This is a genomic window from Citrobacter sp. Cu233, assembly GCF_030332225.1.
GTDB lineage: Bacteria > Pseudomonadota > Gammaproteobacteria > Enterobacterales > Enterobacteriaceae > Citrobacter.
In genome coordinates, this window is record NZ_JAOWIF010000033.1 from 586,965 (window position 1) to 609,182 (window position 22,218).

The 22,218-nt window shown below is 50.7% G+C and carries 18 protein-coding genes; 13 read left to right on the top strand and 5 right to left on the bottom strand.

All coding sequences use genetic code 11. The features are described from left to right. Positions 1-56 precede the first annotated feature (56 nt). Entirely contained in the window at positions 57-338 is a 282-nt protein-coding gene (locus tag OGX95_RS12840; protein ID WP_286629668.1) for a hypothetical protein, read from the top strand. 69 nt (positions 339-407) lie between these two features. Here the strand turns inward: OGX95_RS12840 and OGX95_RS12845 are convergent, their stop codons facing one another. From OGX95_RS12845 to OGX95_RS12865, 5 genes are read right to left on the bottom strand one after another with little or no spacing between them, the layout of a single operon-like run. Then, positions 408-2,345 (bottom strand): bifunctional diguanylate cyclase/phosphodiesterase, encoded by a 1,938-nt coding sequence (locus OGX95_RS12845; protein WP_286629669.1) that lies wholly within the window; start codon positions 2,343-2,345, stop codon positions 408-410. A gap of 9 nt (positions 2,346-2,354) precedes the next feature. Then, positions 2,355-3,047 (bottom strand): cysteine protease LapG, encoded by a 693-nt coding sequence (lapG, locus tag OGX95_RS12850; RefSeq protein ID WP_286629737.1) that lies wholly within the window; start codon positions 3,045-3,047, stop codon positions 2,355-2,357. 2 nt (positions 3,048-3,049) lie between these two features. Then, a complete protein-coding gene (locus tag OGX95_RS12855; protein WP_286629670.1) occupies positions 3,050-3,919 on the bottom strand; it encodes a transporter substrate-binding domain-containing protein in 870 nt (289 codons plus the stop codon). Positions 3,920-3,926: 7 nt separating this feature from the next. After that, complete coding sequence (locus OGX95_RS12860; protein WP_286629671.1) at positions 3,927-4,949, bottom strand: transporter substrate-binding domain-containing protein; 1,023 nt, start codon at positions 4,947-4,949, stop codon at positions 3,927-3,929. Further along, positions 4,852-7,044, bottom strand: a complete 2,193-nt coding sequence (locus OGX95_RS12865) for a putative bifunctional diguanylate cyclase/phosphodiesterase (protein WP_286629673.1) — start codon at positions 7,042-7,044, stop codon at positions 4,852-4,854. Before OGX95_RS12865 ends, OGX95_RS12860 begins: the two co-directional genes overlap by 98 nt. Positions 7,045-7,864: 820 nt before the next feature. On the opposite strand from OGX95_RS12865, the gene OGX95_RS12870 reads away from it, so the two are divergent. From OGX95_RS12870 to OGX95_RS12925, 12 genes are all read left to right on the top strand, one after another. Beyond that, positions 7,865-9,832: a sensor domain-containing phosphodiesterase gene (locus tag OGX95_RS12870; protein WP_353655426.1), complete on the top strand. Its 1,968-nt coding sequence runs from the start codon at positions 7,865-7,867 to the stop codon at positions 9,830-9,832. Between the two features lie 61 nt (positions 9,833-9,893). Then, complete coding sequence (locus OGX95_RS12875; RefSeq protein WP_286629675.1) at positions 9,894-11,984, top strand: methyl-accepting chemotaxis protein; 2,091 nt, start codon at positions 9,894-9,896, stop codon at positions 11,982-11,984. Position 11,985: 1 nt separating this feature from the next. After that, on the top strand, positions 11,986-13,053 hold the full coding sequence (locus tag OGX95_RS12880; protein ID WP_286629676.1) for a chemotaxis protein CheB: 1,068 nt from the start codon (positions 11,986-11,988) through the stop codon (positions 13,051-13,053). Then, positions 13,050-14,462 (top strand): CheR family methyltransferase, encoded by a 1,413-nt coding sequence (locus OGX95_RS12885; RefSeq protein WP_286629677.1) that lies wholly within the window; start codon positions 13,050-13,052, stop codon positions 14,460-14,462. Before OGX95_RS12880 ends, OGX95_RS12885 begins: the two co-directional genes overlap by 4 nt. 11 nt (positions 14,463-14,473) lie before the next feature. Beyond that, a complete protein-coding gene (locus OGX95_RS12890; protein ID WP_286629678.1) occupies positions 14,474-16,612 on the top strand; it encodes a hybrid sensor histidine kinase/response regulator in 2,139 nt (712 codons plus the stop codon). A gap of 22 nt (positions 16,613-16,634) precedes the next feature. Further along, the gene (locus tag OGX95_RS12895) at positions 16,635-16,997 is read left to right on the top strand and encodes a response regulator (protein ID WP_286629679.1); all 363 of its coding nucleotides are present in this window, start codon (positions 16,635-16,637) and stop codon (positions 16,995-16,997) included. Further along, a complete protein-coding gene (locus OGX95_RS12900; RefSeq protein WP_286629680.1) occupies positions 16,963-18,687 on the top strand; it encodes a GGDEF domain-containing response regulator in 1,725 nt (574 codons plus the stop codon). The genes OGX95_RS12895 and OGX95_RS12900 overlap by 35 nt, the downstream gene beginning before the upstream one ends. Positions 18,688-18,698: 11 nt before the next feature. Next, positions 18,699-19,223 carry a chemotaxis protein CheW gene (locus OGX95_RS12905; RefSeq protein WP_286629681.1) on the top strand — a complete coding sequence of 175 codons (525 nt, stop codon included), beginning with the start codon at positions 18,699-18,701 and terminating at the stop codon, positions 19,221-19,223. Continuing rightward, a complete protein-coding gene (locus OGX95_RS12910) occupies positions 19,207-19,566 on the top strand; it encodes a hypothetical protein (protein ID WP_286629682.1) in 360 nt (119 codons plus the stop codon). Before OGX95_RS12905 ends, OGX95_RS12910 begins: the two co-directional genes overlap by 17 nt. Positions 19,567-19,858: 292 nt before the next feature. Then, on the top strand, positions 19,859-20,578 hold the full coding sequence (locus tag OGX95_RS12915) for a nucleoside recognition domain-containing protein (protein ID WP_286629683.1): 720 nt from the start codon (positions 19,859-19,861) through the stop codon (positions 20,576-20,578). Then, positions 20,575-21,039 carry a YjiG family protein gene (locus OGX95_RS12920; RefSeq protein ID WP_286629684.1) on the top strand — a complete coding sequence of 155 codons (465 nt, stop codon included), beginning with the start codon at positions 20,575-20,577 and terminating at the stop codon, positions 21,037-21,039. Before OGX95_RS12915 ends, OGX95_RS12920 begins: the two co-directional genes overlap by 4 nt. 12 nt (positions 21,040-21,051) lie before the next feature. Continuing rightward, on the top strand, positions 21,052-22,164 hold the full coding sequence (locus tag OGX95_RS12925) for a M20 family metallopeptidase (RefSeq protein ID WP_286629685.1): 1,113 nt from the start codon (positions 21,052-21,054) through the stop codon (positions 22,162-22,164). Positions 22,165-22,218 lie beyond the last annotated feature (54 nt).

Sequence of the window (22,218 nt, forward strand, 5' to 3'; positions counted from 1 at the left end):
TGCTCACTGCCCTGTGTCGACGGGGCAGTGCATCACGCAATATGTAAGGCTACAACATGAATTCTGTTCCACCAGATGCAAACGCTCATCCTGAAAAAGAAGGGGGGAGCAAAAGCGCGGAACTTGATAACCAACAGTTCCTGGCGATGCTGCAAAAGAGCGACCTTGAAATGGTGCGCGTACTGGACGACCTGATTTACCTGCTGATCCGCAAAGGGGTAATTGCTATTACCGATCTTCCGCCAATGGCACAGATAAAACTGATGAATCGCGCGAACGCGCGCCATGAGCTTGGCGGGTTAGAACAACTGCTGGGTAGCGATGATCGTATTTTTTAGCGTAAGCAGGCAGTCAGCGTGCAAGCCGGATAAGCGAAGTGCCATCCGGCAAACACAGTGCTAGTGTGATTATGACAACGGTGCGGGCTCACCCAGTAGTTGCCCCATTGCGCCATCAATGCCTAATTCCTGCAACACCTTCAGCTCGCCCTGCGTTTCAACGCGTTCAGCGATGAGTGGCAGGTCAATACTGCGCGTAGCGTTACATAACACTTCAATAAACAACCGCTTATCGCTTTCCTGATCAATATTACGAATGTAGCTACTGTCGATTTTCAGCCAGGCAAGCCTCCACTGGGACAGATGACCGATCATATCGACGCGGCTGCCAAAGTGCTGCAGACCCAGCGAGCAGCGATGCTGGCTCACGGCTTTCACAAACGCCGCCATTTGGTTTGGTCCTGGCAACTGATTTTCATCCAGCTCCAGAATCAGTTGACTGGCTAATTGTGGTGAATATTTCAATGGATTCAACAGGTCCGCCACCGTGCTTGCACTGGCGACGGAACTGCCGGAAATGCTCAAAGCGAGTTTTCCTGGCGTAGTTTTCAGCTGATTTAACGTCAGTTTCAGCATTACCCGGTCCAGGCGATGGCTCCAGCCAAAACGGTGGATCCACGGCAGGAATCGACCAGCGTTAATGATGTTGCCTTGTTCATCAACAATGCGTGACAGCACTTTGTAATGCAGAATGTTGTGCGGCTTCTGGCAGTCCACAACGGGCTGATAAACCAACTGGAACTGCTGATTTTCCAGCGCGTGTTCAAGACGCACAAACCACAGATGCTGATCTTCGGTCGCCGTCGCCACGTCGGTGGTGGGAACGACCTGGTGTTCAGTGTGTGTTTCGACTTCCACCAACAGACGATCGGCTTGAATCAGCAATGACTGTGCATTATCTCCGGCGCTGAATGGCACCATGCTGGTATAGGCGACGGGCTGTTGGTCTGACATCCCGGTGGCATAAAAGGCCATGAGCTTTTGACTCAGTGAATGGCTCAGTTCCAGCATTTCACTGTGTGTGACGCCGGGGCAGAGCAGAGCAAACTCGCCTCCGCGAATACGGGCGACGGTACTGGTGAGAAAAGCATATTTTTCTTTCTGCGCTGTCAGCAGGTTGGCGATATTGAGCAGCAACTTGTCGGTATGCGGCCCACCAAAACGCTGGTTTAGCCCACCTAAGTCCTGCACGCGGATTAACATCAGATACCCAGGCGCTGTGTCAGCATCGCTCAGGCGTGCCTGAAGCTGCATATCGAATGCCCGGCGGTTAGCGATTCCGGTCTGGCTGTCGAGATAGGCTTCGTTGTGCAAACGTTCACTGTAGATGGCCTGCTCTTCAAATAATGATTTGAGTTTGGTTGCCATCAGATTCATCGCCCCGATAACACGACGCAACTCCGGCGTTTTGGGGAGTTTTGACAGGGTCAGAAACTCACGGTGGGTAATGGCTTCTGACTGTTTCGCCAGGTAATTGAGCGGTTGCAGCAGTTTGCGCAGCAGCAAAACACCTGCTCCCAGGCAAATGAGGCTACAGGACAGCATCCATAGCAGATTACCTAACGTATTGTCCCACAGGCGCTGCACCGCAAAGATAGGGTCACTGGTGACTTCAACGCGTGCCGCCTGCTGCCAGCCACGCATGATTGTCGCTTCGCCGGTTTGCGGGATGACATCTACCAGATCAACAAACCAGACGGGGACATTGGGGATCGATGCTGCTGCACTCCGCTCAAGGATGATTTTGCCGTTTTTCAGATCGACAATGCGGATTTTTTTGTAGTAACCGCTATCGAAAATGGCGCTGACCATTAGCTCAATCATCGCCGGATCGTTGACATTGGGGGTCAGCGCAACCCCTAAAGCTGTTGCCGCATCCTGAGCATGCGAAAGGAGCTGATTGTTGGACTGATCGCGGGAGCTTTCCAGCGTCACAATAAAATTGCCGCTAAATACCACCAGCATAAAGAGAGAGATTGCCAGGAGTAACTGTTTGAAAAGAGACACAGGCGATTCCTATTTATCCATCGGGAAGCCCTCTTCCCGTATTTTTGTGAAAACTTGCTGCCAGCGAGAAAGTCTCTTGCTGTCGCCAACACGTTTATTGTTCTGCGTGCCCGGGAGCCAGAGACCACGGTTGTTAAAGGAGTACACGGGTAATAAATCGGTACGCTGCGTGGCCGGTGAAATGGTGTTCGTCAGGCTGTCGAGTACCAGCGGGATCGCGTCCGGCGCGGCATACCAGGTCAATACCATGTGCGCCCGGTTATAGCTCAGGGCTTTAACGTAGGTGATGCGCAGCTTCTCTTCGGGGACACCCAACTGCCGGAGCGTAAAATATTTGGCGATTGCGTAATCTTCACAATCGGCCTCACCTTTGCGCAAAGATTCTATCGGCGTTGCCCAGTAGTCCACGCTGTGCCAGACCTCGCTGTCTTCGGCGTAATGTAATTGAGTGTTGAAAAACAGGTTTACGGCGCGTAATTGTGTTTGTTCGTCTGCATTTCGTCGTGTGATTAGCAACTGCTGCCAGGCAGTGATTCGCTGTTGTGCGTCGGCGCGGGCAGGACCATATAGCGCATCGGACTTCTGCTGAATAGTGGCAAAGTCCCAGGCCGCACGCAGTGAATTGACGGTTAGTACGAGCAGCAGCGCGCCTGATATCTGCCAGAGGCGAATAAATCGCTGAAGCGTAGACGAACGGAAAATGTTCAATTGTTATGCTGACAATAGGCGGCGGGGTGATGATTTATATTTTTGCAGGAATCAGGCATCAGCCATTTTTTACGCCGTTGCGCATCAAGCGGTGAGGAAAAAATATTTTTCAGCGTACTGTTAACAAAGGCCACAAACTGCGGATCGTTCTTGCGCATCATAATGGCATAGTGCATATCACTGCCGATGGTCTCAGACGACACGCTAAATTGTTCAGGTTGTTCATCGTGGTTGATCAGCGGCCAGGACAGAACATCATCGAGGAATAATGCGGCGGATTCATTATGTGCCATTTTCTCGAACGCACCGTTGATCGTGGTGGTGGTAATCGTTGAGATATTGAGATGCTTCTCTCTGTTGACTTTATTAAATTCCAGGAGATCTTTTGAACTTCCAGTCAGACTCACCGTCCGTCCTTTTAAATCCTCAAGCGAGTCAATATTGTTTTTGCGCAACGAGATAATGCGCATTTTGGCGATGTAATAGTCAATAGAAAATGAAACGCTGGAGGTCCGCTCCGGCGCATTAGCATTAACGCCACAATCCATATCTATTTTGCGGGTGTTCAATGCGGAGAAACGATCCGCAAAGTTCACGGGAATATAGTGAACAGTTAAGCTGTTGAGCTTCAGATACAGGCGTAGTTTATCGGCAATGATGTTGCACAGCGCCACGGTGTAACCTGTAACCTTGCCACTTTTATCGGTGAAAGAGAACGGCGGCAGTTGACGATAGCCGATGTTTAACACGCTGCTGTACTGGATATGGTCAAGCGTCGTGGCGTTTTGCTGCGCTATCAGTGCAGGGGATGTAGCGACGCCAACCAGCAAGATCAGCCAATGCGCCGCGCGCTTTATCCTTGTCATTTCATGATTAATTATATTTTTCATAATCAAAACTGATCTTCTTCTTAGCTGCGGTGAGTGCTTTCAGGTTATCTGACATGGGGATGTTTAAATTAATGGCTCCTGGCGGTATCGGAGACTGAAACCATTTAGTGTACAGCGCGGTAAACTCTTTGCTGGTCATGAGTGACGAGAGCGTACTATCAACAAATTCTTTAAATTCTTTATCATGTAAAGGGAGCAACAGCCCAGCCGGAAGTGGGGCACTGAGGGCAATTTTTGACAGCGCATAATCTTCAGGATTGGTGGCCTGAGCAATCATCCCTTTCAATAATACCGTACTGGAGATCAGGGCCGAATATTCGCCATTCTTGAGCTCATTGAAGGCGGCGACATTATTCGTATCAAGTTGAATGTTGATATCAAGGGCATTAGCGGTATTGATTTTTTGCAATTGCTCCACATAAATAGTGCCGCTTTTTACCAGCACGCTATGCCCGGATAGTTCGCCTAAATGGTTACTGATGTCATTTTTACGCATGACATAGCGGGTGCTGGAAAAGTAAAAAGGCAGTGAGAATTCGCTAATACTGTGGCGGCTTTTCGAATAAAAGGCAGGTATACACATGATGTCTGCCATATGATTTTTCATCAGTACAAACTGTGATGCCGAATTGGCCTTCACCCACTCAATGTTTAGCTTTTTAAGCTGTAGCTTTGTTTTGAGCGCGCTGACAATATTTTTGCAAATATCAATGGAATAGCCTGCAGGGTCATTACCGTCCTGCCAGGAGAAGGGAAACGCGTCATCCTGATAACCAAGGATGACGGTTTGTGTACTGGCAATCTTCTCCAGCGCATGTAACGACGGGGGAGATGCGGCCGTGCAACGTGTGCAATAAGCGATCAGCAAAAAAACGGCCAGCAATACGCGTGTTGTGATGCGCAAGATGTCAGACATTGCACGCCTCCTCTGCAAAAATCGCTTCGCTAAAGGAGGACAACACGTCATGCTCGCGAAGTGGATAGCTGAAGAAATATCCCTGAACATGCTGGCACTCAATAGCGCGCAGAATGTCCCGCTGATATTCGGTTTCCACCCCTTCTGCAGTAACCGACATATTGTATTTATGAGCGAACTGGATAAGCATTACGATCAAATACTGGCTGGCATTATCTTGCTTCAGCTTCTCGACCAGCGAACGTGCGATCTTGATGCGGGTGAAAGGGTAGATCAGCAAATAATCCAGCGCCGCGTATCCGGTTCCTAAATCATCCATTGCGATTTCGATGCCCAGAGAACGGATCTCTTGCAGTACGGGCAAGGCAATCGCCTTGTCCAGTTTCTCCGATTCGGTGATCTCTATTTCCAGGCGTTCTGCTGACAGTTGGCTGTTACGTAATGCATCTTTAATCACGTCAACCAGGCCCGGGCTGTGTAGCTGATAGGCTGAGATATTGACGGCAACCCGGATGTGTTCCGGCCATTTGGCTGCGGATTCGCAGGACTGGCGAATAATCCACTCACCTAAACGGACAATCAGACCGGAGCTTTCGGCAATGTTGATAAAATAATCAGGGTAAATCAGGCCTTTGGTCGGATGGTTCCAGCGGATCAGCGATTCATAGCCATACACCGTTTCATCATGCAGATTCATAATCGGCTGGTAGTGAAGTTCGAATTCCGCGTTATCAATACCGTCGATGATCTCCTGGTTAATGAACAGGCCGTGGGTCTGCGTCATCACCATGCCGTCTTCGAAGAAATGGAAGCATCCGCGGCCATGATGTTTGGAGGCATACATGGCAAGGTCGGCATTGATCATCAATGTGGAGGTGTTATTACCCTGCCAGGGGGCTGTTGTGATCCCGATGCTGCAGCTAATGGAGAATGTGTGGGTGCTCCAGGTGAAGGGAGTGCTCAATGCCCGAATGATACGTTTCGACAGGCGGTTTGCTTCTTTGACGGCGTTCTCGCTGACCTGTTGCAGGATCGCAAATTCATCACCACCCAGTCGCGCTGCCATATCGTTAGGTCCCAGTAGCAATTGCAGACGCTGGGCCACGCTGATTAACACTTCATCGCCCGCTTTATGACCGAAAGTGTCATTGACCGGTTTAAAGTTATCGAGGTCGATGAGCAGCAGGTTGAACGGTTTTTCTTCCTGATGGATTTCGCTGACGCGTTTCTCCAGCTCGAGACCAAACGAAACGCGGTTAGGCAATCCGGTCAGCGAATCATGATGGGCCATATGCTCCATCTTTTGCGACATCTCATGCATACGTTGCAGATAGCCACGTTCTTTCATTGCCACGCGCAGCTTTTCAATCGCACCGGCCAGATGGCCAATCTCATCGTCCTGGTCAAGGTAGGGCGTTATGCAGTCGGTCTCTTCATGGGCAATGCGGGTAATCGAATTAATCAGTAACGGAACCGGGCGGAATAACCGGCGCATGAACAGGGTACCCAGCGCCAGCGTCACCAGCAGAATGAGAACAAAGATGATGCAGCTCTTTTTCAGCATCGCATCGTAAGCAGCGTACAGGTAGCTCTTTTTACCAATGCTGCTTATCAGGCTACCGAGGATTTCGCCAGATGGCGTCAAAATAGGGACGGCGCTAATAAAGCACTCTTCACCATTAATCTGGGCGAAACCGATGTAGTAATTGGCCAGCACGTCACGCGGCAGGTGTCCGGAGAAGGAGATAATGCCTTCGCCATCTTCCGATTTATTGTTGATGCCGACGTAGCCTTTCTCAGGCGTGTAAAGAAACAGCCAGGTCGGGCTGTGTGTTTGCACCGAAGCCAGCGCCAGGACGTCTACCGGGTTATAGCCGGTTTGCAGAATGGAGTCGGTATCGCCAATTTGTCGGTCGGAGACGATACGGGAGATTTGCCCTGAATCGCTGGTTTCAACCGACACGTTGGTATACACGCTTCTGATGATGTAGGTCATGATCTGTGCATTTGCTTCCGCCCGTTGAACCCACTGCTGCCAGGAGAAGTTGTCTATCAGGCTCCAACTGGTAAAGGCGCCAGCGCCGAAAGCAATAACGATGCCCGCCAGCAAAAATTGCGTTATTTTGCCGGTGATCGAATGTTGCCACCCCTTTACAGCGCTAAGGGAAAACCGAGACGTTGCCACAGATTTTGTTAATTCCTGAAAAGAGAGTGCTAATGCTGAATTGAATTTCTGCTATTACTTAATGGAATAGTATTAGATGACAAATTTGAAACGCCAGGCGTAACAAATAACTAACATTGAACAACGGTGAGTAATGACAAAAATAACGGTATGCGAATATAGATAACACTGTCCTTTTCGTCAACAGATAAATTTGCACACCAGAACATATATTTTATTATCATTTTTACATTTTATTAAAGTTGACATTAACGGTGCCGGTGAATGTTTTTTACCCTCCGTAATATTCGTCGGGAAATTGTTATGGTGTTTGTTTTTTTTGATTTAAAATCAATGTATTAGCGCTTTTGTTTTGACGCGGAAAGTTGGCTTATTATCTGCGGAATGTCCATTTTTGTCTATATGTGGGTGTTTATTTCCTGATGTGATGTGAATAAAATACGAGCTTCCTCATAGAACATTATTTTATTTTTTTTCAGTGTGTGGTCAATGTTGACAATTTTGCTACGGTTAATCGCTGACCCAAAAGGAATTGTTTGTGACAGTAGAATTTGGATTAAGTCCTGTTGGTATAGTGTGTAGCGGATAAATTGTTTTGGACGCGATAATAAATACAATCACTGCGAAAAGCATTCGAGAATGGTGTCTGCCTCTTTTTTTACCCAGTCTTTTTTATCCGTTGGCACAATATCTTAACGGACACTGTATTTTCAATAATCATATTTTAACAGTTTACGATCTTAAGCTGGCCGTTTTTTCGGGTGCACTTGTCCTGTTTGGTTTCCGGGTCCTGCCGGGGTTTATCCTGTTTCTTGTTCTTATGTTTGCTCTCGGTCCGCAAAGTGAGCACCTGGATGCGCTGTGCCTGATTCTGGCCTCGACTTTAAGCTATGCGATTTACCGAAAAGTGACGGGCAGGCGCAGCTCATGCAGCTTTGGCCGGGTCAAAATCAGCCTCAATCGTATTGTCTGGCTGTGTGGTTACAACATTCTGCTGTACTTAGTATTCGGCAAGCTCTTCGCTGTATTCGTGACTCACGCTCACCGCCCCGATGTCGCCAATTATCCGGTGATGAGTCTGGAAATGCTGGTGCGTGTTCAAGGGATCGTCAACGGTTGCCTGACCGGGATCCCGTTCTTCTACAAGATATTTCGTATCACTCGCCGCCCGTCTTACTTGTTTACGTTTGCTAAGTCGATCGTCGGGCAGTGTAAAGGTAATGTGAGTTCATACGGCGTGATTGCCTGGTGCGTGTTGCTGCCAGGCCTGATGTTCTGTTTAACGTTGCCGCATAACCCAAACATCTTTTTCTTGTTCTATAGTCTGATTCTTCTGTTCCCGCTCATGCTGTGGGGCGCGATAAAAATTGGCCATATGTTCACCATGCTCGTATGGGCTGTGGTACTGATTATTCTGGGTAAACATAACGAAAGTGACATCGCCAACGATGTTAACTTCATGCTGCATCAGGCGCTGATTTCTACGCTGATCTTTGTCTTTTCACTGACTATCGTGATTATGGGGGCATTGGCCAAATTTACCCGGCAGCGCTTTAAGCAGGCGTTGCTGTTGGGGTTGACCGATCCAATGACGGGGATGGCAAATTTACGCGCGCTGAAGACCGAGCTGTTTACGACGAAGAACGCGACAGTCTGTCTGATTCAGATCCCCGAGCTGGCGCTTTTTTCTCGCCGCTATGGTTTTCATTTTCGCGCGCACTATCAAAAGATTCTGGCCGATCATCTCCAGCGGTATTTGGTTGAAAGCGAGAAAGTCTATTACCACGCAGGTTATGATCTGCTGATCCGCCTTGAAGATGGCTCCTATGAGCGGCTATGCGATTTGTACCATGCCGCCAACGGTTTTCGCCTCTTTCACAATAACCAGCGGCTGGGTTTTCGCAGCGGTCTGGGCTACTGCCTGATTAACGATATCAGCGATGATATCTATCAACTGGTGGGCAAGCTTGCCATGGTTGCGGGTTTGTCGCTAACTAACGGCAGACCCGAAAACCTTGAAGCCCAGCATAGCCGGATCCTCGATGATCATATTGCTGATAAAACGGACATTCGTACCGCACTGCAAAACGCGCTGGATAACAATGCGTTTGTACTGATGGCCCAGCCGATCGTCAGTACCCGGGGGGAGGCGCTTTATCATGAAATCCTGATCCGGATGCTCAATGATAAAGGTGAATTTATTCTTCCTAACAGTTTCCTGCCGGTGGCGCATGAAGCGGGGTTAGCTCCGGATATTGATTTATGGGTAATCGAAAATACCTTCAAAGCGATGTCCGATCGCCCCCAACGGTGTTTCTCCATTAACCTGGCTCCTGTCACGGTGTGTCGCTCAAATATTGTCTCGAAGATCACCCAGCTATTGCAGGATTACGGTGTGGATCCGCAGCGCGTTATTTTTGAAATAACCGAGGCGGATACGCTGTCAGACAAAGAACAAACTGTAGAAGCGCTGCATTTAATCCGTCAACTGGGGTGCCGGGTTGCAATTGATGATTTTGGTACCGGGTTTGCGAGTTATGCGCGTTTGATGAACATCGAAGCGGATATTTTGAAAATCGATGGATCTTTTATTCGCCGGATCACGGAAAGTGAAATCAGCTACTACATCGTTGAATCATTCTGTCGCGTCGCTGCAATGAAAAATATGCAGGTTGTCGCCGAGTTTGTTGAGAACGCCAGCATTCAGGCGTGCCTTGAGCAAATGGGGGTGGGGTGGTTGCAAGGGTATCACATTGGTAAGCCAACGCCGCTGCTCATGCTGGAATAGCGTGTGCAAATTTAATTATGACCAACAAGCGTAATTTCTTCTCAGGTAGAGAACAAAAATCATGAGTGATGTTATTAAAGTGAAAGAACGGTCGGCTGTGGCGTCCTCTGAGGGGCCAGGCGCACGAATAATATCCTGGCTACACAATATCCATCCCGGCGTAGCGATGAAGCTCGGTATGATTCTGGTTATCTGCATTGCGACGTTGCTGATTGGTGCTTCTTTTATATTGTCGTCTTATTTGTCGAAAGAGCTGCAAGCCAATGCGCTGGAAATGATCAAGACCAATACGCGTATTTTCCATAACAGCATCTCTAATGAATTCCAGAGGGTGACCCGGGACGCGGAACATTACAGCAATGTATATATTAACAACTATCAGAATGTTGCCAATAAACCACTGCACTCTATGGATGCCGCTGAATTAAAAGCGGTTCTGAGTAGCCCTACGACCAACGCGCATTTCACCGAATTAACCAGCGTATTTGCCAGTACTTTTGTACTGGAAGGCGAGCAGTTTGTTCGCGTCAGCAGTACGTTGTTAGCAAACTCTGGCAACACGGCGACGGCAACGGCATTAGGCCGTGATAATCCGGCATTGCCACTTCTTCTGAAAAACAAGCCGTTTTCTGGTGTGGTCACGCTGTTTGGAAAACAGTTTATTAGCCACTACGAGCCGATTGCCGATAAGTATGGTCAGGTGGTGGGAGCTGTTGCGGTAGGATTCGATGTTAAACAGAGTCTGCAACCGATCATTCAGCGCTTGCTGAATGTGCGTATTGGGAAAGATGGCTACGCGTATGTACTGGATGCCGGATTTGAACCCGGGCGTATGCTGGTGCACCCGTCGCTCAGTAATCAGCAGGCGATCAATATCACCGATGCCAATGGATACAAGCTGTTTGCCGATATCCTCGAGCATAAAAACGGTATTGCCTATTACGATTGGGTGAGTGGCTATGGCACTGCGCCCAAAACGAAAGTCGCCGTCTATGAATATGTTGACGGGATCAATTGGGTTATCGCGACAACCAGCTATGTTGATGATGTCGCCAGGAGTAGCAACCTGGTCCGTAATGGCCTGCTGCTGTTCACCGCCTTCCTGCTGCCCGTCATTTTACTGCTGATTGCGGTGGCCAGCCGCTTCCTGATTTCACGCCGTTTAAACCGCGTACTGGGTATTGCGCAGACCATTGCAGAAGGTGACTTAACGGTAGAGGTTCCAATCGACCATCATGATGAGATTGGTGAGCTACTTGGCGCGGTAGAGATGATGCGCCAGCGTTTGCACTCACTGGTGGGGGATATGGTTTCTCACGCCAACTCGGTACATCAGGCGTCGATGCATATTACAGAAGCGGTCGATGGTCAGGCATCTACCAGCGTAGAGACCTCATCATCGGTTGCGGAAATCACCTCAACGATGGAGGAGTTGTCCGCCTCTTCCACACAGATCGCGGAGCACTCGCGGGCGGTTGTGGATATTGCGAACCAGACGCTCGAAGATTGCAATAAAGGCTCTGAGTCGATGTCGCAATTGCTGATGCGTATGACGGATATTGATACCGATAATCAGCAAAACATGCGTGAAATCATGATGCTGGGCAATAAGTCGACGGAAATCAGTCGCGTGATGGTGATCATAAACAGCGTTGCCGATCAAACCAAATTAATTGCCTTTAACGCAGCGCTGGAAGCTGCCAGCGCCGGGGAAGCCGGGAAACGCTTCTCGGTAGTGGCGGCGGAGATCCGTCGTCTGGCCGATTCCGTGACGGAATCAACGGTTGAGATCGAGAACAAGATCAGCGAGATCCAAAACGCCATCAATCGTCTGGTGCTGAATGCGGAAAAAGGTGGGGAGAGCATCAAAGCGGGCGCCAGGGCCTGTAAAGTGAGCGCCGAGCATCTGAACGACATTGTTGCCACTGCGGAGCAAACGTCCACGGCGGCGCTGCAAATCTCTCTGTCAACGCAACAACAGAAAACGGCAAGTAATCAAGTGGTTATGGCGCTTCGTGAAATTGTTGTCGCCAGTAACTACACGTCGCAATCCATCAAAGACATTTTGATCGTGAGTCAGGATATGACGCAGTTGTCGAAAGCGCTGAAAGAGGCTTCGACGTCATTTACTTTGACGGGTATGGATGCATGACATGAATAGCGGCAACATTCGGGTGCTGATCCATGATCTGGGCAGCGTGTCGCGCAATGAGCTGGTCAGAAAACTGGAGGAGCACTCGCATATAAGGGTCGTGGGGCAAGCAGCCCACCGCAGGCAGGCGATTCGACTGCTACAACAGTTGATGCCTGACCTGTTAATCCTGACGCTGGATACGTCGACGGCAGATAATGTTGAGATCGTTGAAACCATTATGGCGACCAGCGCCATCCCAATCCTCGTTCTGCGCTATTTCCCTGAAAACCAGTGGGATGATGATTTCATTTCCCGCGGTGCGCTGGCGGTATTGCACCACAGCAGTGGTGCTCCGTTATCGAGTGAAGTGCTGCACCGCAAAGTAGAATTGCTGGTTGGTGTAAAAGTGATTCGTCATATCAAGGGATTACGCTATCCCACAGAGCAACGCGTGCCGGGAACTCCCCCGGTAATGGATGCCGAAAAGACACCAGAGGACTGGCCTTTTGTACTGGCGATAGCCTGTTCTACCGGCGGGCCACAGGCGCTGAGCAAGCTATTGCAGGCGTTACCCGGTACGTTCCCGTGTCCGGTGTTGATTGCACAACACATTGCCGACGGTTTTGCCAAAAACATGGTGCACTGGCTGGACAGCGTGACCGAACTGAAGGTTCGACTGGCGCAGGAAGACGATCGTGTGGAAGCAGGGTATGTGTACATATTGCCGCCCGAACAGCATCTGATCGTCAAAACAAACCAACGGCTGGCCGCGATCCCGAGACAGGAAAATGATGTTTATCACCCCAGTTGTAATCTGCTGCTGGAGTCGGTTGCTGAGGTCTTTCGTGAAAAAGCCGTTGGGCTGATTATGACGGGGATGGGCAGCGATGGCTGTCGTGGTATTGAACTGATTTTCCGGCGGGGAGGAAGGACGCTGGCGCAGGATGAAGAAAGTTCTGTTGTTTTCGGTATGAATAAGAACGCAATCGACAAACAGCTTATACATCGCACAATCCCGTTGGATGACCTTGCGAAGGTTCTGCTTTCGATGGCTTTTCACGGGCATGTTGAGAGTAAATTGCCATGATACCCAATCTCCCCGATTATGCCCGGTTGATCAAAGACCGGGTGGGTTTGCACTTTGATAATGCTATGGAAGCGTTGCTGGAATCGGCGCTGAGTCGGCGTATGGCCGAGCAGGAAATCAGCAATTACTATGAATATTATGAACGACTGCGCATCTCTCAGGACGAGTTCGATAGCTTTGTTACGCTGATTACAATTAACGAAACGTATTTTTTTCGTGAAAGCGACACGCTGGATCTCATCTGCGACAAATGGGTGCCCCGCCTTTTGCAACAGCGTAGCGGCCCGGTGCGTATTCTGAGCGCGGGATGTTCATCCGGGGAAGAAGCCTACTCGCTGGCAATCAAGCTGCATGAAAAGTACCAGAACGGGATGGCGCAGCAGGTTGAAATCTACGGTTGTGATATTGACCCGGTGATTCTGGCAAAAGCCAGAAATGCCTGTTATTCCAGTTACTCGTTTCGTGGTGTCGAGCCGCTGATTCAGCAGCGCTATTTTACCCGGACAGGTAATCTGTTCCGTCTGCATGATGAAATCCGCGAGAAAGTCTCATTTCATCGCACCAACATTATCAAAGAGCAGTTACTGCCTGAAGTCGACATTATTTTGCTGCGTAACGTGTCTATCTATTTCGATACGCCGACACGCCGCGAACTGCATGGCAACCTGCTTAAAATGCTGCAGCCGCAGGGAGCCTTGTTCTTTGGCAACGCGGAAACGCTGGCCAATAATTTCGATATTCTGAAGCTTGAGCAGGAAGAGGGCATTTTTTATTTCTGCCATCATCGAGAAGCCCCTAAAGTCGCTCCGGTGCCCCGGGTCGCGGTACGCGTTCCGCTTCCTCGCGCTCCCGTGGTGTGTGAACCTCCCGCACCCACGGTGCTGCAATGTGATGACTGGTTGAAAAAGGCCCGTGCCTGCCTTGATGAGAAATGTTTTTCCGAAGCTGAAGCGTGTATTGCCTGCGTATTACGCAACGATCCCCGCAACCAGGAGGCGCTGCTGATTCAGGGCGTGATTGCACTGGAGCAACGAGAGTTTTCCCAGACGGCCGGAAATGCGCAAAAGATCCTCGCGCAGGATGAATGGTCGGCAGAAGCAAAAATGCTGCTCGGTCTGGCGATGATGTGGCAACACCAAACGCAGCAGGCCATCGCCTGGTTCAAACAGGTGGTCTATCAGGAACCCGGATACTGGCCTGCACACTATTATCTGGCTGAAATGTATCGGCAAAGCGAACTTCGCCAGCCCGCTCAGCGTACGTATCGCGTGGTGATGCAATTACTTAACGACGAAATGAACAATCCAGCAACGGTTTGTCGTCTGCGTTTGCCCATGGTATTTCCTGGAAATACGTTTCGTTTTCTTTGTGAACATCAACTGGCGCAATTCGCCCATCAAAACGGGTAAAAAGAACGATTATGGCTATCGATCTGAAAAAATTCGTTCTGCGCTTTATTGATGAAGGGAGAGGTCATTTGCAGACGATCAGCGAAGGCGCGTTTTTGCTCTCCGCTGATGAACATACTGACGCATGGATTGGGGAAATGTTTCGGGCCGCGCATACTCTGAAGGGGGGCGCGAGGATGCTGAAACTGCAAAGCATTGCTGATGTCACGCACCACCTTGAGGACGTTCTTAGCGAACTGCGGGATAAGAAACTGACGCCTGACAGGGCGCTTGGCAATCTGATCCATGAGTCCGTGGAGTATCTTTCCGGCCAACTAACCCAGCTTTTTGTCAGTGACGGAGATAATCAACTCCTCCCGGCAGATGCGAGTCTATGTGAACGCCTTGCCAGTGCCAGCCGTGGGGAGGCTGTCACATTGGTTGTCGAGGCGGCAGGACCTGCGGAGAAACCGCTTCCTACGACTCCGGCGCCAGTGCCGACGATCGCTGTGGATTCAGGTATAAAACAGGCTGATTCAGTACGGGTAAAGCTGAATAAACTTGACGACCTGATCGACATTCTCGGCGAAGTGCTTGCAGGCCATGATCGCCTGGAACAGCAGATACAAAACCTGAGCCAGCTGGTGCCCCGGCTGTTAGGGCTTAGTGCAGAACAACTGCGCCAGCAGATCCATGATTTCAGCGCTCAACTGAAAGAGAGCGTTCAGGTTCAGCATTTGCAGATGTATGAACTGTACGACGTGGCGGCGCGGATCCGTATGCTGCCGCTGTCTACCCTATTCGAGCCGATTTCACTGCAGGTCAGCGAACTGGCCTCCACGCTGAACAAACAGGTCGTTTGCCGCTTTGTAGGGGGCGAAGTGGAAATCGACCGGCAGCTTATTGACCGGTTATCGGAGTCACTGACGCATTTGCTGCGTAACGCGGTCGATCACGGTATTGGTGACATTGATGAGCGGCTGGCGCTGGGGAAATCGACGCGCGGCACCATCACTATCAGTACGCAGCAGGATGGAAGCGGAATATTACTGCGCGTCGAAGATGACGGGCGCGGCCTGAACTATGAGGCGATCAGCGCAAAAGCGGTCAGCAAAGGTTTGGTTCCTGCATCAATGGCCGGACAACTCTCTGAACAAGAGTGTAATGAGCTGATTTTCCATCCCGGTTTTTCCACCAGCAAAATTGTCTCTGAGCTTTCCGGACGTGGCGTAGGCCTTGATGTGGTGCGCAAAACGGTGGTCACCGACCTGCAGGGGGATTTGCAGGTACATAGCCGGCAGGGCGTCGGGACGTGCTTCAGCCTGCGTCTGCCCGTTTCGCTGGCAATGATGCGTATTTTGCAATTTGAAGAACAGGGCCACCTGTTCGGACTGGCCGCTCAGTATGTGGTTGAGGTGGTGGAATGCACCCCCGAAGGGATTAACGACATTGCCGGGCGACCCGCCATCATTTTACATAACGAGTTTATTCCGGTGATTTGTGCCGGTGCTCTGTTAGGTATTCACGATCGTCAAGGCAATGCCCCTCCGGCAGGGCAACGATTAATCGTGGTGCAGAACCAGTACAGCAAAATGGCACTACGCGTCGATAAGTTGCTCGATGAACGCAAGATGATGATCAAGCCGTTGCCGAAGCATATGCAACAGCAATCGCTGGTGTCCGGGATGGTACAGACCCCCGATAACCAACTGGTCAGTATTCTGCAGGTCCCGGCGCTGATGGCGATGGCGCAACAATCACGGCAAATCAACTCCCCTGTGCAGCCAGTCAGTGTCGCGCAAGATGCCTGGCACGTGCTGGTGGTCGACGACTCACTCAATACCCGCGAGATTGAAAAGAACGTGCTGGAAGCGCATGGCTATCAGGTCACGCTGGCAGAAGATGGGCTATCGGGTCTACAAAAAGCGAAATTGACCCAGTTTGATGCTGTGCTGACGGATGTCGAAATGCCGTTTATGGATGGTTTCACCTTCACCAAATCGCTGCGTGGAGAGAAAAATTATCAGCACACGCCAATTATCATCGTGACCTCCCGCGCGAAGGAAGAAGACCGGCGACGTGGCATTCAGGTGGGGGCGGATGCCTATATTGCCAAAGGTGACTTCGAGCAGGACAGCCTGATTAAAACATTAAAAATGCTTTTGTGCTGATAGCGCAAAATCGGGAGAGAAGATGCGAATTTTATTAGTTGATGATGATCGTTTTGCAGCTGAACTGGCATCCGTTTTTTTAGAAATGGATGGCTACGATGTGGTGATCGTGGAAAGTGCTATTTCCGCCTTAGCGTGCCTGGGCTCGGATAACAATATCGACCTGGTGATCAGCGATCTGCATATGCCGGAGATTAGCGGTTTAGATTTACTGGCGCTATTACGCGCACAGGAGTGGTCTAAGCCCTTCATTTTGCTGAGCGCAAATGAGGTCACGGGCAGCGACGTTCCATACGACCGTTGGGTGAAAAAAGATGAGAATCTGGCGGAAAATCTGGGGGCTGCAGTGAATGCGCTACTGCAGCCATCTGCGGTTACTGAATAAGTCTACACGTACGATGAAACAAGAAAATAAGCACTTAGCGATGGCTGCCGCGCAGGAAAAAATAGCGCGTCTGCGACAGGGATTTTTACGCCGCATCCCCGACATGTTGGCACAGTCGGAAAGGTTACTCGTTCAACTGGTTGCAGAGCCCAGCGAGTCTTGCCGTAAACAACTGCACATACTGCTGCACAGCATTCACGGGTCTGCCGGTTCTTTTGGTTGTACGCCTCTGGCGAACGCAGCCGCAGAAGGGGAGAATTTACTCGCGGAGCTGGAAGCGGATCAAAGTAAGATTCATTACGATGAAATGCGGCGCATTATCCGGTGGCTGTATACCCTGACCCAGGAGCAGTTGACTCTTGAACACCGTATCAGCGATACGGACTTCAAACTACCGATCTCTTCCCCGCGCGCAGAAGAGGGATACGCTCGTCGGACCGATAAGCCAATCTACCTGTGCGATGATGACATTGACCAGGTTGAGTTGCTCGCCACGCAACTACGTTGTTTCGGTTTTACCTGCCATGTGTTTGCTAACACGCAGGATTTTACCCAGGCGGTGCTTTCTCAGCCGCCTTCGGTGGTGATTATGGATGTTAGCTTTCCGGATAACGCCTACGGTGGCCCGTTGACAATGTCAGACCTCAGGCAGAAAGTCGGCACCGCTTTCCCGGTACTGTTTCTCTCCTGCCACAGCGATTTTAAAGCGCGGATCAACGCCATTAAATCCGGGTGTGATGGCTACTACGTCAAACCGGCCTCGATTACCGATCTGGTACAGGAACTGCATCGCTTAACCCAGCCGTCGCTGAAAAAGCCCTATCAGGTGCTGCTGATCGATGACGAGCCGGCGGTGGCGCAATACAACGCGGAAATGTTGCGTATCGCCGGAATGGAAGTGCATGTACTGGAAAAACCACAGTATTTACTGCATGTGCTGAATGCCCATCCCATCGATCTGGTGCTGATGGATTACCACATGCCGGAGTTTAGCGGGGCGGAGCTGACTAAGCTTATCCGCCAAATCCCGCAGCATATTGGCCTGCCTATCGCCTATCTCTCCAGCGAGACGAACAAGAGTGAGCAGCTTGGTGCGATGAGCATCGGCGCTGAGGATTTTATTCTTAAGCAGGCGAATCCAGAAGAGCTTATCCGTGCCGTGTCGATCCGGGCGGAAAGAATGCGAGCTCTGCGCGCCCGCATGTCGCAGGACAGCCTGAGTGGGCTATACAACCACTCGACAACCACACATTTTCTCAAAAGTGCGATTGCCGAGTCGAACTACAGCGGTCACCCGTTTTGTCTGGTGATGGTCGATCTGGATCGTTTTAAAAGCATCAACGATACCTACGGCCATGCAGTTGGCGATCAGGTCATTGTCGGCATTTCACAGCTGTTTTCCCATCGCTTACGCAGTACCGACATCGTTGGCCGCTACGGCGGGGAGGAGTTTGTCATCATTATGCCTAACACCATGAGTGAGAAGGCTGCACGGGTGGTTGAGCGCTTGCGCAAGGATTACGAGCAGGTCGCATTCTCCGTGAATGATGCCAGTTTTCACAGTACCTTCAGCGCGGGTATCGCGCAGTGGCAGTTTGGCGACAGGCTTGAAACGCTACGTGAACGTGCCGATCAGGCGTTATATGCCGCGAAGCAGAATGGCCGTAATACCTTTCGCATCGCCGGGTAAAAGGAGAAGAGATGAGCCAACAGCTGGAACAAATACTCGCGCTGAATCATGGTGAAAAACCGGAGTGTGAAAGCGTTGATGAGCCGCAGCGTACGCTGGTGCTATTTCAACTGGCGGGTAATAACTTTGTATTCTACGGGGCACAGATAAAAGAGATCCTTGCGGAACGGCCTATTTCCTGGGTTCCCTGCTGTGCACCGATGCTCGAAGGTGTCATCAACTATCGTGGGCGAGTGGAGTCGGTGATGAGACTGGACTGCCTGATCGACAAACCTGCGGCTAACGCGGCAGGTAAACGCACGATTCTGATTGGCTGCTCAGAGAAAATGCAAAGCGGTATTCTGATCGACAAGCTTATTGATGTGCTGGAGGTTGTCGAAAGCCAGATTCACTTGCCGGGGGATTCACTGCCTCCGGCGCTACAAACCATTGCGGTTGGGGTCGTGAACGTGGCGGAAACCTGGTTTACGCTGCTCGATCTGAATCTGGTTTTTGATCGCTATCAGGAGACCAGCGGGTATGACACCTCCCATTAATCTGGCTGCAGTACGCATTCGCCTGGGAACGCAGGATTTTTATATTCCGGCCAGTCAGGTCGGGCGCTGTTTGCTGGTGACGCAGGCTGCGGCGGGGATCCCGCGTTTTAGCCGATGGCTTGGTATTGCTGATGAACCGCAGCAGGGATGTCATTTGCATCTGTTTGTTCCAGCCAGCGGCGTAGAAACCGGCTGGTACTTATGGGGGCAACTGGAAAATGTCATGTTATCCAGCGACACCATTTTTGCCATACCGCCGCTGTTGGCTCATGGCTGCCGTCTGCCGGCGCTACGTGCGCTGGTGGGGAGTGAGGCATTTAGCCCGCTTTTAAGCTGGTGTTAATACGCATGCAGAGTGGGGCGGCATTTTACAGCTGCATGATTTATTATATCTGTAAATCTTGTTTTTTATTATTTTTAATCCTGCTCACCATCTTGTTGTGTTATTTACGCTTCATTACATAAGTAGTGATTTATTTAAAAGTTAACATGCTGACTTTATTTCACTGGCAAACTCTGATGCATCACATTTTTAAATTATTCTGAGTAAAGGACGCTGTCAGGATGATTTAAATCACTTTATTTATTCTTTGTTTATTCAAAATGGCCTGGCGATTCACCACATTAACAAGGAAATGGATATGAGTTTACCTTCCCAGGATAATAAGGTAGGGCCGGGCGCTTATTTTGCTCTGGCATTCGCCGCAGTATTTTTCTCTGGATTACTTGGCGGAAAAGAATGGTACGGCGTATTTGATTTCACCACCCTGAATGGTGCATTTGGCAAAGTGGTCAGTAAAGCGAGCCTGGAAGGCGAAACGCTGACCACGGCGAGCAGCGCGTTTCGTGGCACAGGCGGTCACGGTGCGATGGACGGTTTCCTTTTCGCGTTGGGACTGATTCCTGCCGTTATGTTTGCTCTGGGCATGATCAATGTGCTGGAGCATTACGGCGCTCTGCGTGCGGCGCGTCGTCTGTTAACCCCTTTGCTGCGTCCGCTGATGGGGATCCCCGGGAATACCGGATTGGCGCTGATTGGCAGCTTGCAGAGTACAGACGTTGGCGCGTCGTTAACGCGTAACCTCGCTGATGAAGGCGAAATCACGCAGAATGAGAAAGACATTTTTGCCATGTTCCAGTTTTCCGCTGGGGCCATGATCACCAACTTCTTCTCCTCTGGTGCAATCCTGTTCACGCTGATGGCCGTAGACGGCACCCCGGCCGTGCCTGCGTCTATTGGCGCATGTGTTGCTGTGATGTTCATTATGAAAATTGTTGGCGCCAACATGATGCGCCTGGTCCTGACGTTCACCAGTAAAAAAGCCGAATCAACCGTTGCGGGAGAAGCATCATGAGTGCACCAACGTCTAATCCTGTTATTACCGATGTGTTTGTCGAAGGTGCCCGCAAAGGTTGGAATATTGCGACAACCAGCACGCTGCCGAACGTTGTAATGGCCTTTGTCATCATCAAAGCGCTGGAGATCACCGGTGCGCTGAAAGGGCTTGGCATGGTATTCGCGCCGCTGATGGGACTCTTTGGTCTGCCCGGCGAAGCTGCTGCGGTGTTGATTGGCGGATGGATGTCGATGGGCGGAGGAATCGGTGTCGCTATTGGTCTGTTTGATAAAGGTATTCTGACAGGTGAACACTTGGCGATTCTGGCCCCGGCGATTTATCTGATGGGCTCACAGGTACAGTATCTGGGCCGTATTCTCGGGGTGATTGGCACCCATGCTAAACGTATTCCCCTGATGATTATTATCTCCGTTCTGAACGCTTTTTTAGCGATGCTGCTGATGCGCATTATTCTCTGATAAGGAAATACCATGGATGTGGAAAAGTACATTGATGAACTGCAAACGCTGGTCAACATCGACTGCGGAACGCAAACGGTCGCAGGTGTTGCCCATGTTGCTGCGGTGATGCGCGAGCTCTGGCAGCAGGAAGGCTGGCAAACGGATATGGTTGATTTAGGCAGTGCGGTTGGGCCGGCGTTACTGGCGACCAATAAACCTCATGCTACAGAATATGATGTGCTGCTGGTCGGCCATCTGGATACCGTTTTCCCGGTGGGTACCGTGGCTGAACGCCCGATGAGTCGTGATGAAAATCGCCTGTACGGACCAGGCGTCTCCGATATGAAAAGTGGTTTGCTGAACATCGTCTGGGCCATGCGAACCTTGCCCGCGGAGCATCAGGCTCGCTTATCTATCGCCGTTGCCATGAACCCGGATGAAGAGACTGGTAGCGTTCACTCCGGCGAATGGATTGGTGGACTGGCGAAACGTGCGCGTTGTGTTCTGGTTTGTGAGGCAGCCCGGGCAGACGGTTCGCTGGTGAAAGCGCGCAAAGGCGTGGGCGGCTATCAACTGACCTTTGAGGGGATAGCGGCGCATGCCGGTAATGAACCGGAAAAAGGGCGCTCTGCCATAACCGCCTTTGCTCATAGCGTACTGGCGATTAACGCGTTGGCTGACATAACGCGTGGCACTACGCTGAACGTGGGAGTGGTGCAGGGCGGAAGTGCGGCGAACGTAGTCGCGGCGAAGCTGCATGCGGAACTGGATGTGCGTTTCTGGGAAAACGAAGAATATGAGCGTGTGCATCAGGCGCTTCAGTCTCTTTGTCAGCAAGGTTTCCTTGATGGGGTGACGACTACGCTCACCCGCGTAAGTCATAAACCTGCGATGGCGGCGAGCGAAGACACACACCAACTGATGACTCTGGTTGAACGCGCCGGGCAGGAAGAGGGCGTTGTGGTAACCTGGCAGGCTGTGGGTGGTGGCAGCGATGCGAACCTCACCGCGGCGTTAGGCATTCCGACACTGGACGGGTTGGGCCCCATCGGTGCAGGTTTTCATAGTGCAGATGAGTGGCTGGATATTGCCTCTATCGAATCGCGAATTCGTTTATTAAAACGTATCATCACGATGTTGTAATCTACGACTAATATAGCCTCCTGCAGGAGGCTATATTAATGTCATGGTTATTTA

What these genes read in the sequence shown, in the direction of transcription:
- OGX95_RS12840 (WP_286629668.1), top strand. Translation starts at nt 57, where the DNA reads ATGAATTCTGTTCCACCAGATGCAAACGCTCATCCTGAAAAAGAAGGG.
- OGX95_RS12855 (WP_286629670.1), bottom strand. Translation starts at nt 3,919, where the DNA reads ATGACAAGGATAAAGCGCGCGGCGCATTGGCTGATCTTGCTGGTTGGC.
- OGX95_RS12860 (WP_286629671.1), bottom strand. Translation starts at nt 4,949, where the DNA reads ATGTTCAGGGATATTTCTTCAGCTATCCACTTCGCGAGCATGACGTGT.
- OGX95_RS12870 (WP_353655426.1), top strand. Translation starts at nt 7,865, where the DNA reads ATGTTTGCTCTCGGTCCGCAAAGTGAGCACCTGGATGCGCTGTGCCTG.
- OGX95_RS12875 (WP_286629675.1), top strand. Translation starts at nt 9,894, where the DNA reads ATGAGTGATGTTATTAAAGTGAAAGAACGGTCGGCTGTGGCGTCCTCT.
- OGX95_RS12880 (WP_286629676.1), top strand. Translation starts at nt 11,986, where the DNA reads ATGAATAGCGGCAACATTCGGGTGCTGATCCATGATCTGGGCAGCGTG.
- OGX95_RS12885 (WP_286629677.1), top strand. Translation starts at nt 13,050, where the DNA reads ATGATACCCAATCTCCCCGATTATGCCCGGTTGATCAAAGACCGGGTG.
- OGX95_RS12890 (WP_286629678.1), top strand. Translation starts at nt 14,474, where the DNA reads ATGGCTATCGATCTGAAAAAATTCGTTCTGCGCTTTATTGATGAAGGG.
- OGX95_RS12895 (WP_286629679.1), top strand. Translation starts at nt 16,635, where the DNA reads ATGCGAATTTTATTAGTTGATGATGATCGTTTTGCAGCTGAACTGGCA.
- OGX95_RS12900 (WP_286629680.1), top strand. Translation starts at nt 16,963, where the DNA reads ATGCGCTACTGCAGCCATCTGCGGTTACTGAATAAGTCTACACGTACG.
- OGX95_RS12905 (WP_286629681.1), top strand. Translation starts at nt 18,699, where the DNA reads ATGAGCCAACAGCTGGAACAAATACTCGCGCTGAATCATGGTGAAAAA.
- OGX95_RS12910 (WP_286629682.1), top strand. Translation starts at nt 19,207, where the DNA reads ATGACACCTCCCATTAATCTGGCTGCAGTACGCATTCGCCTGGGAACG.
- OGX95_RS12915 (WP_286629683.1), top strand. Translation starts at nt 19,859, where the DNA reads ATGGATATGAGTTTACCTTCCCAGGATAATAAGGTAGGGCCGGGCGCT.
- OGX95_RS12920 (WP_286629684.1), top strand. Translation starts at nt 20,575, where the DNA reads ATGAGTGCACCAACGTCTAATCCTGTTATTACCGATGTGTTTGTCGAA.
- OGX95_RS12925 (WP_286629685.1), top strand. Translation starts at nt 21,052, where the DNA reads ATGGATGTGGAAAAGTACATTGATGAACTGCAAACGCTGGTCAACATC.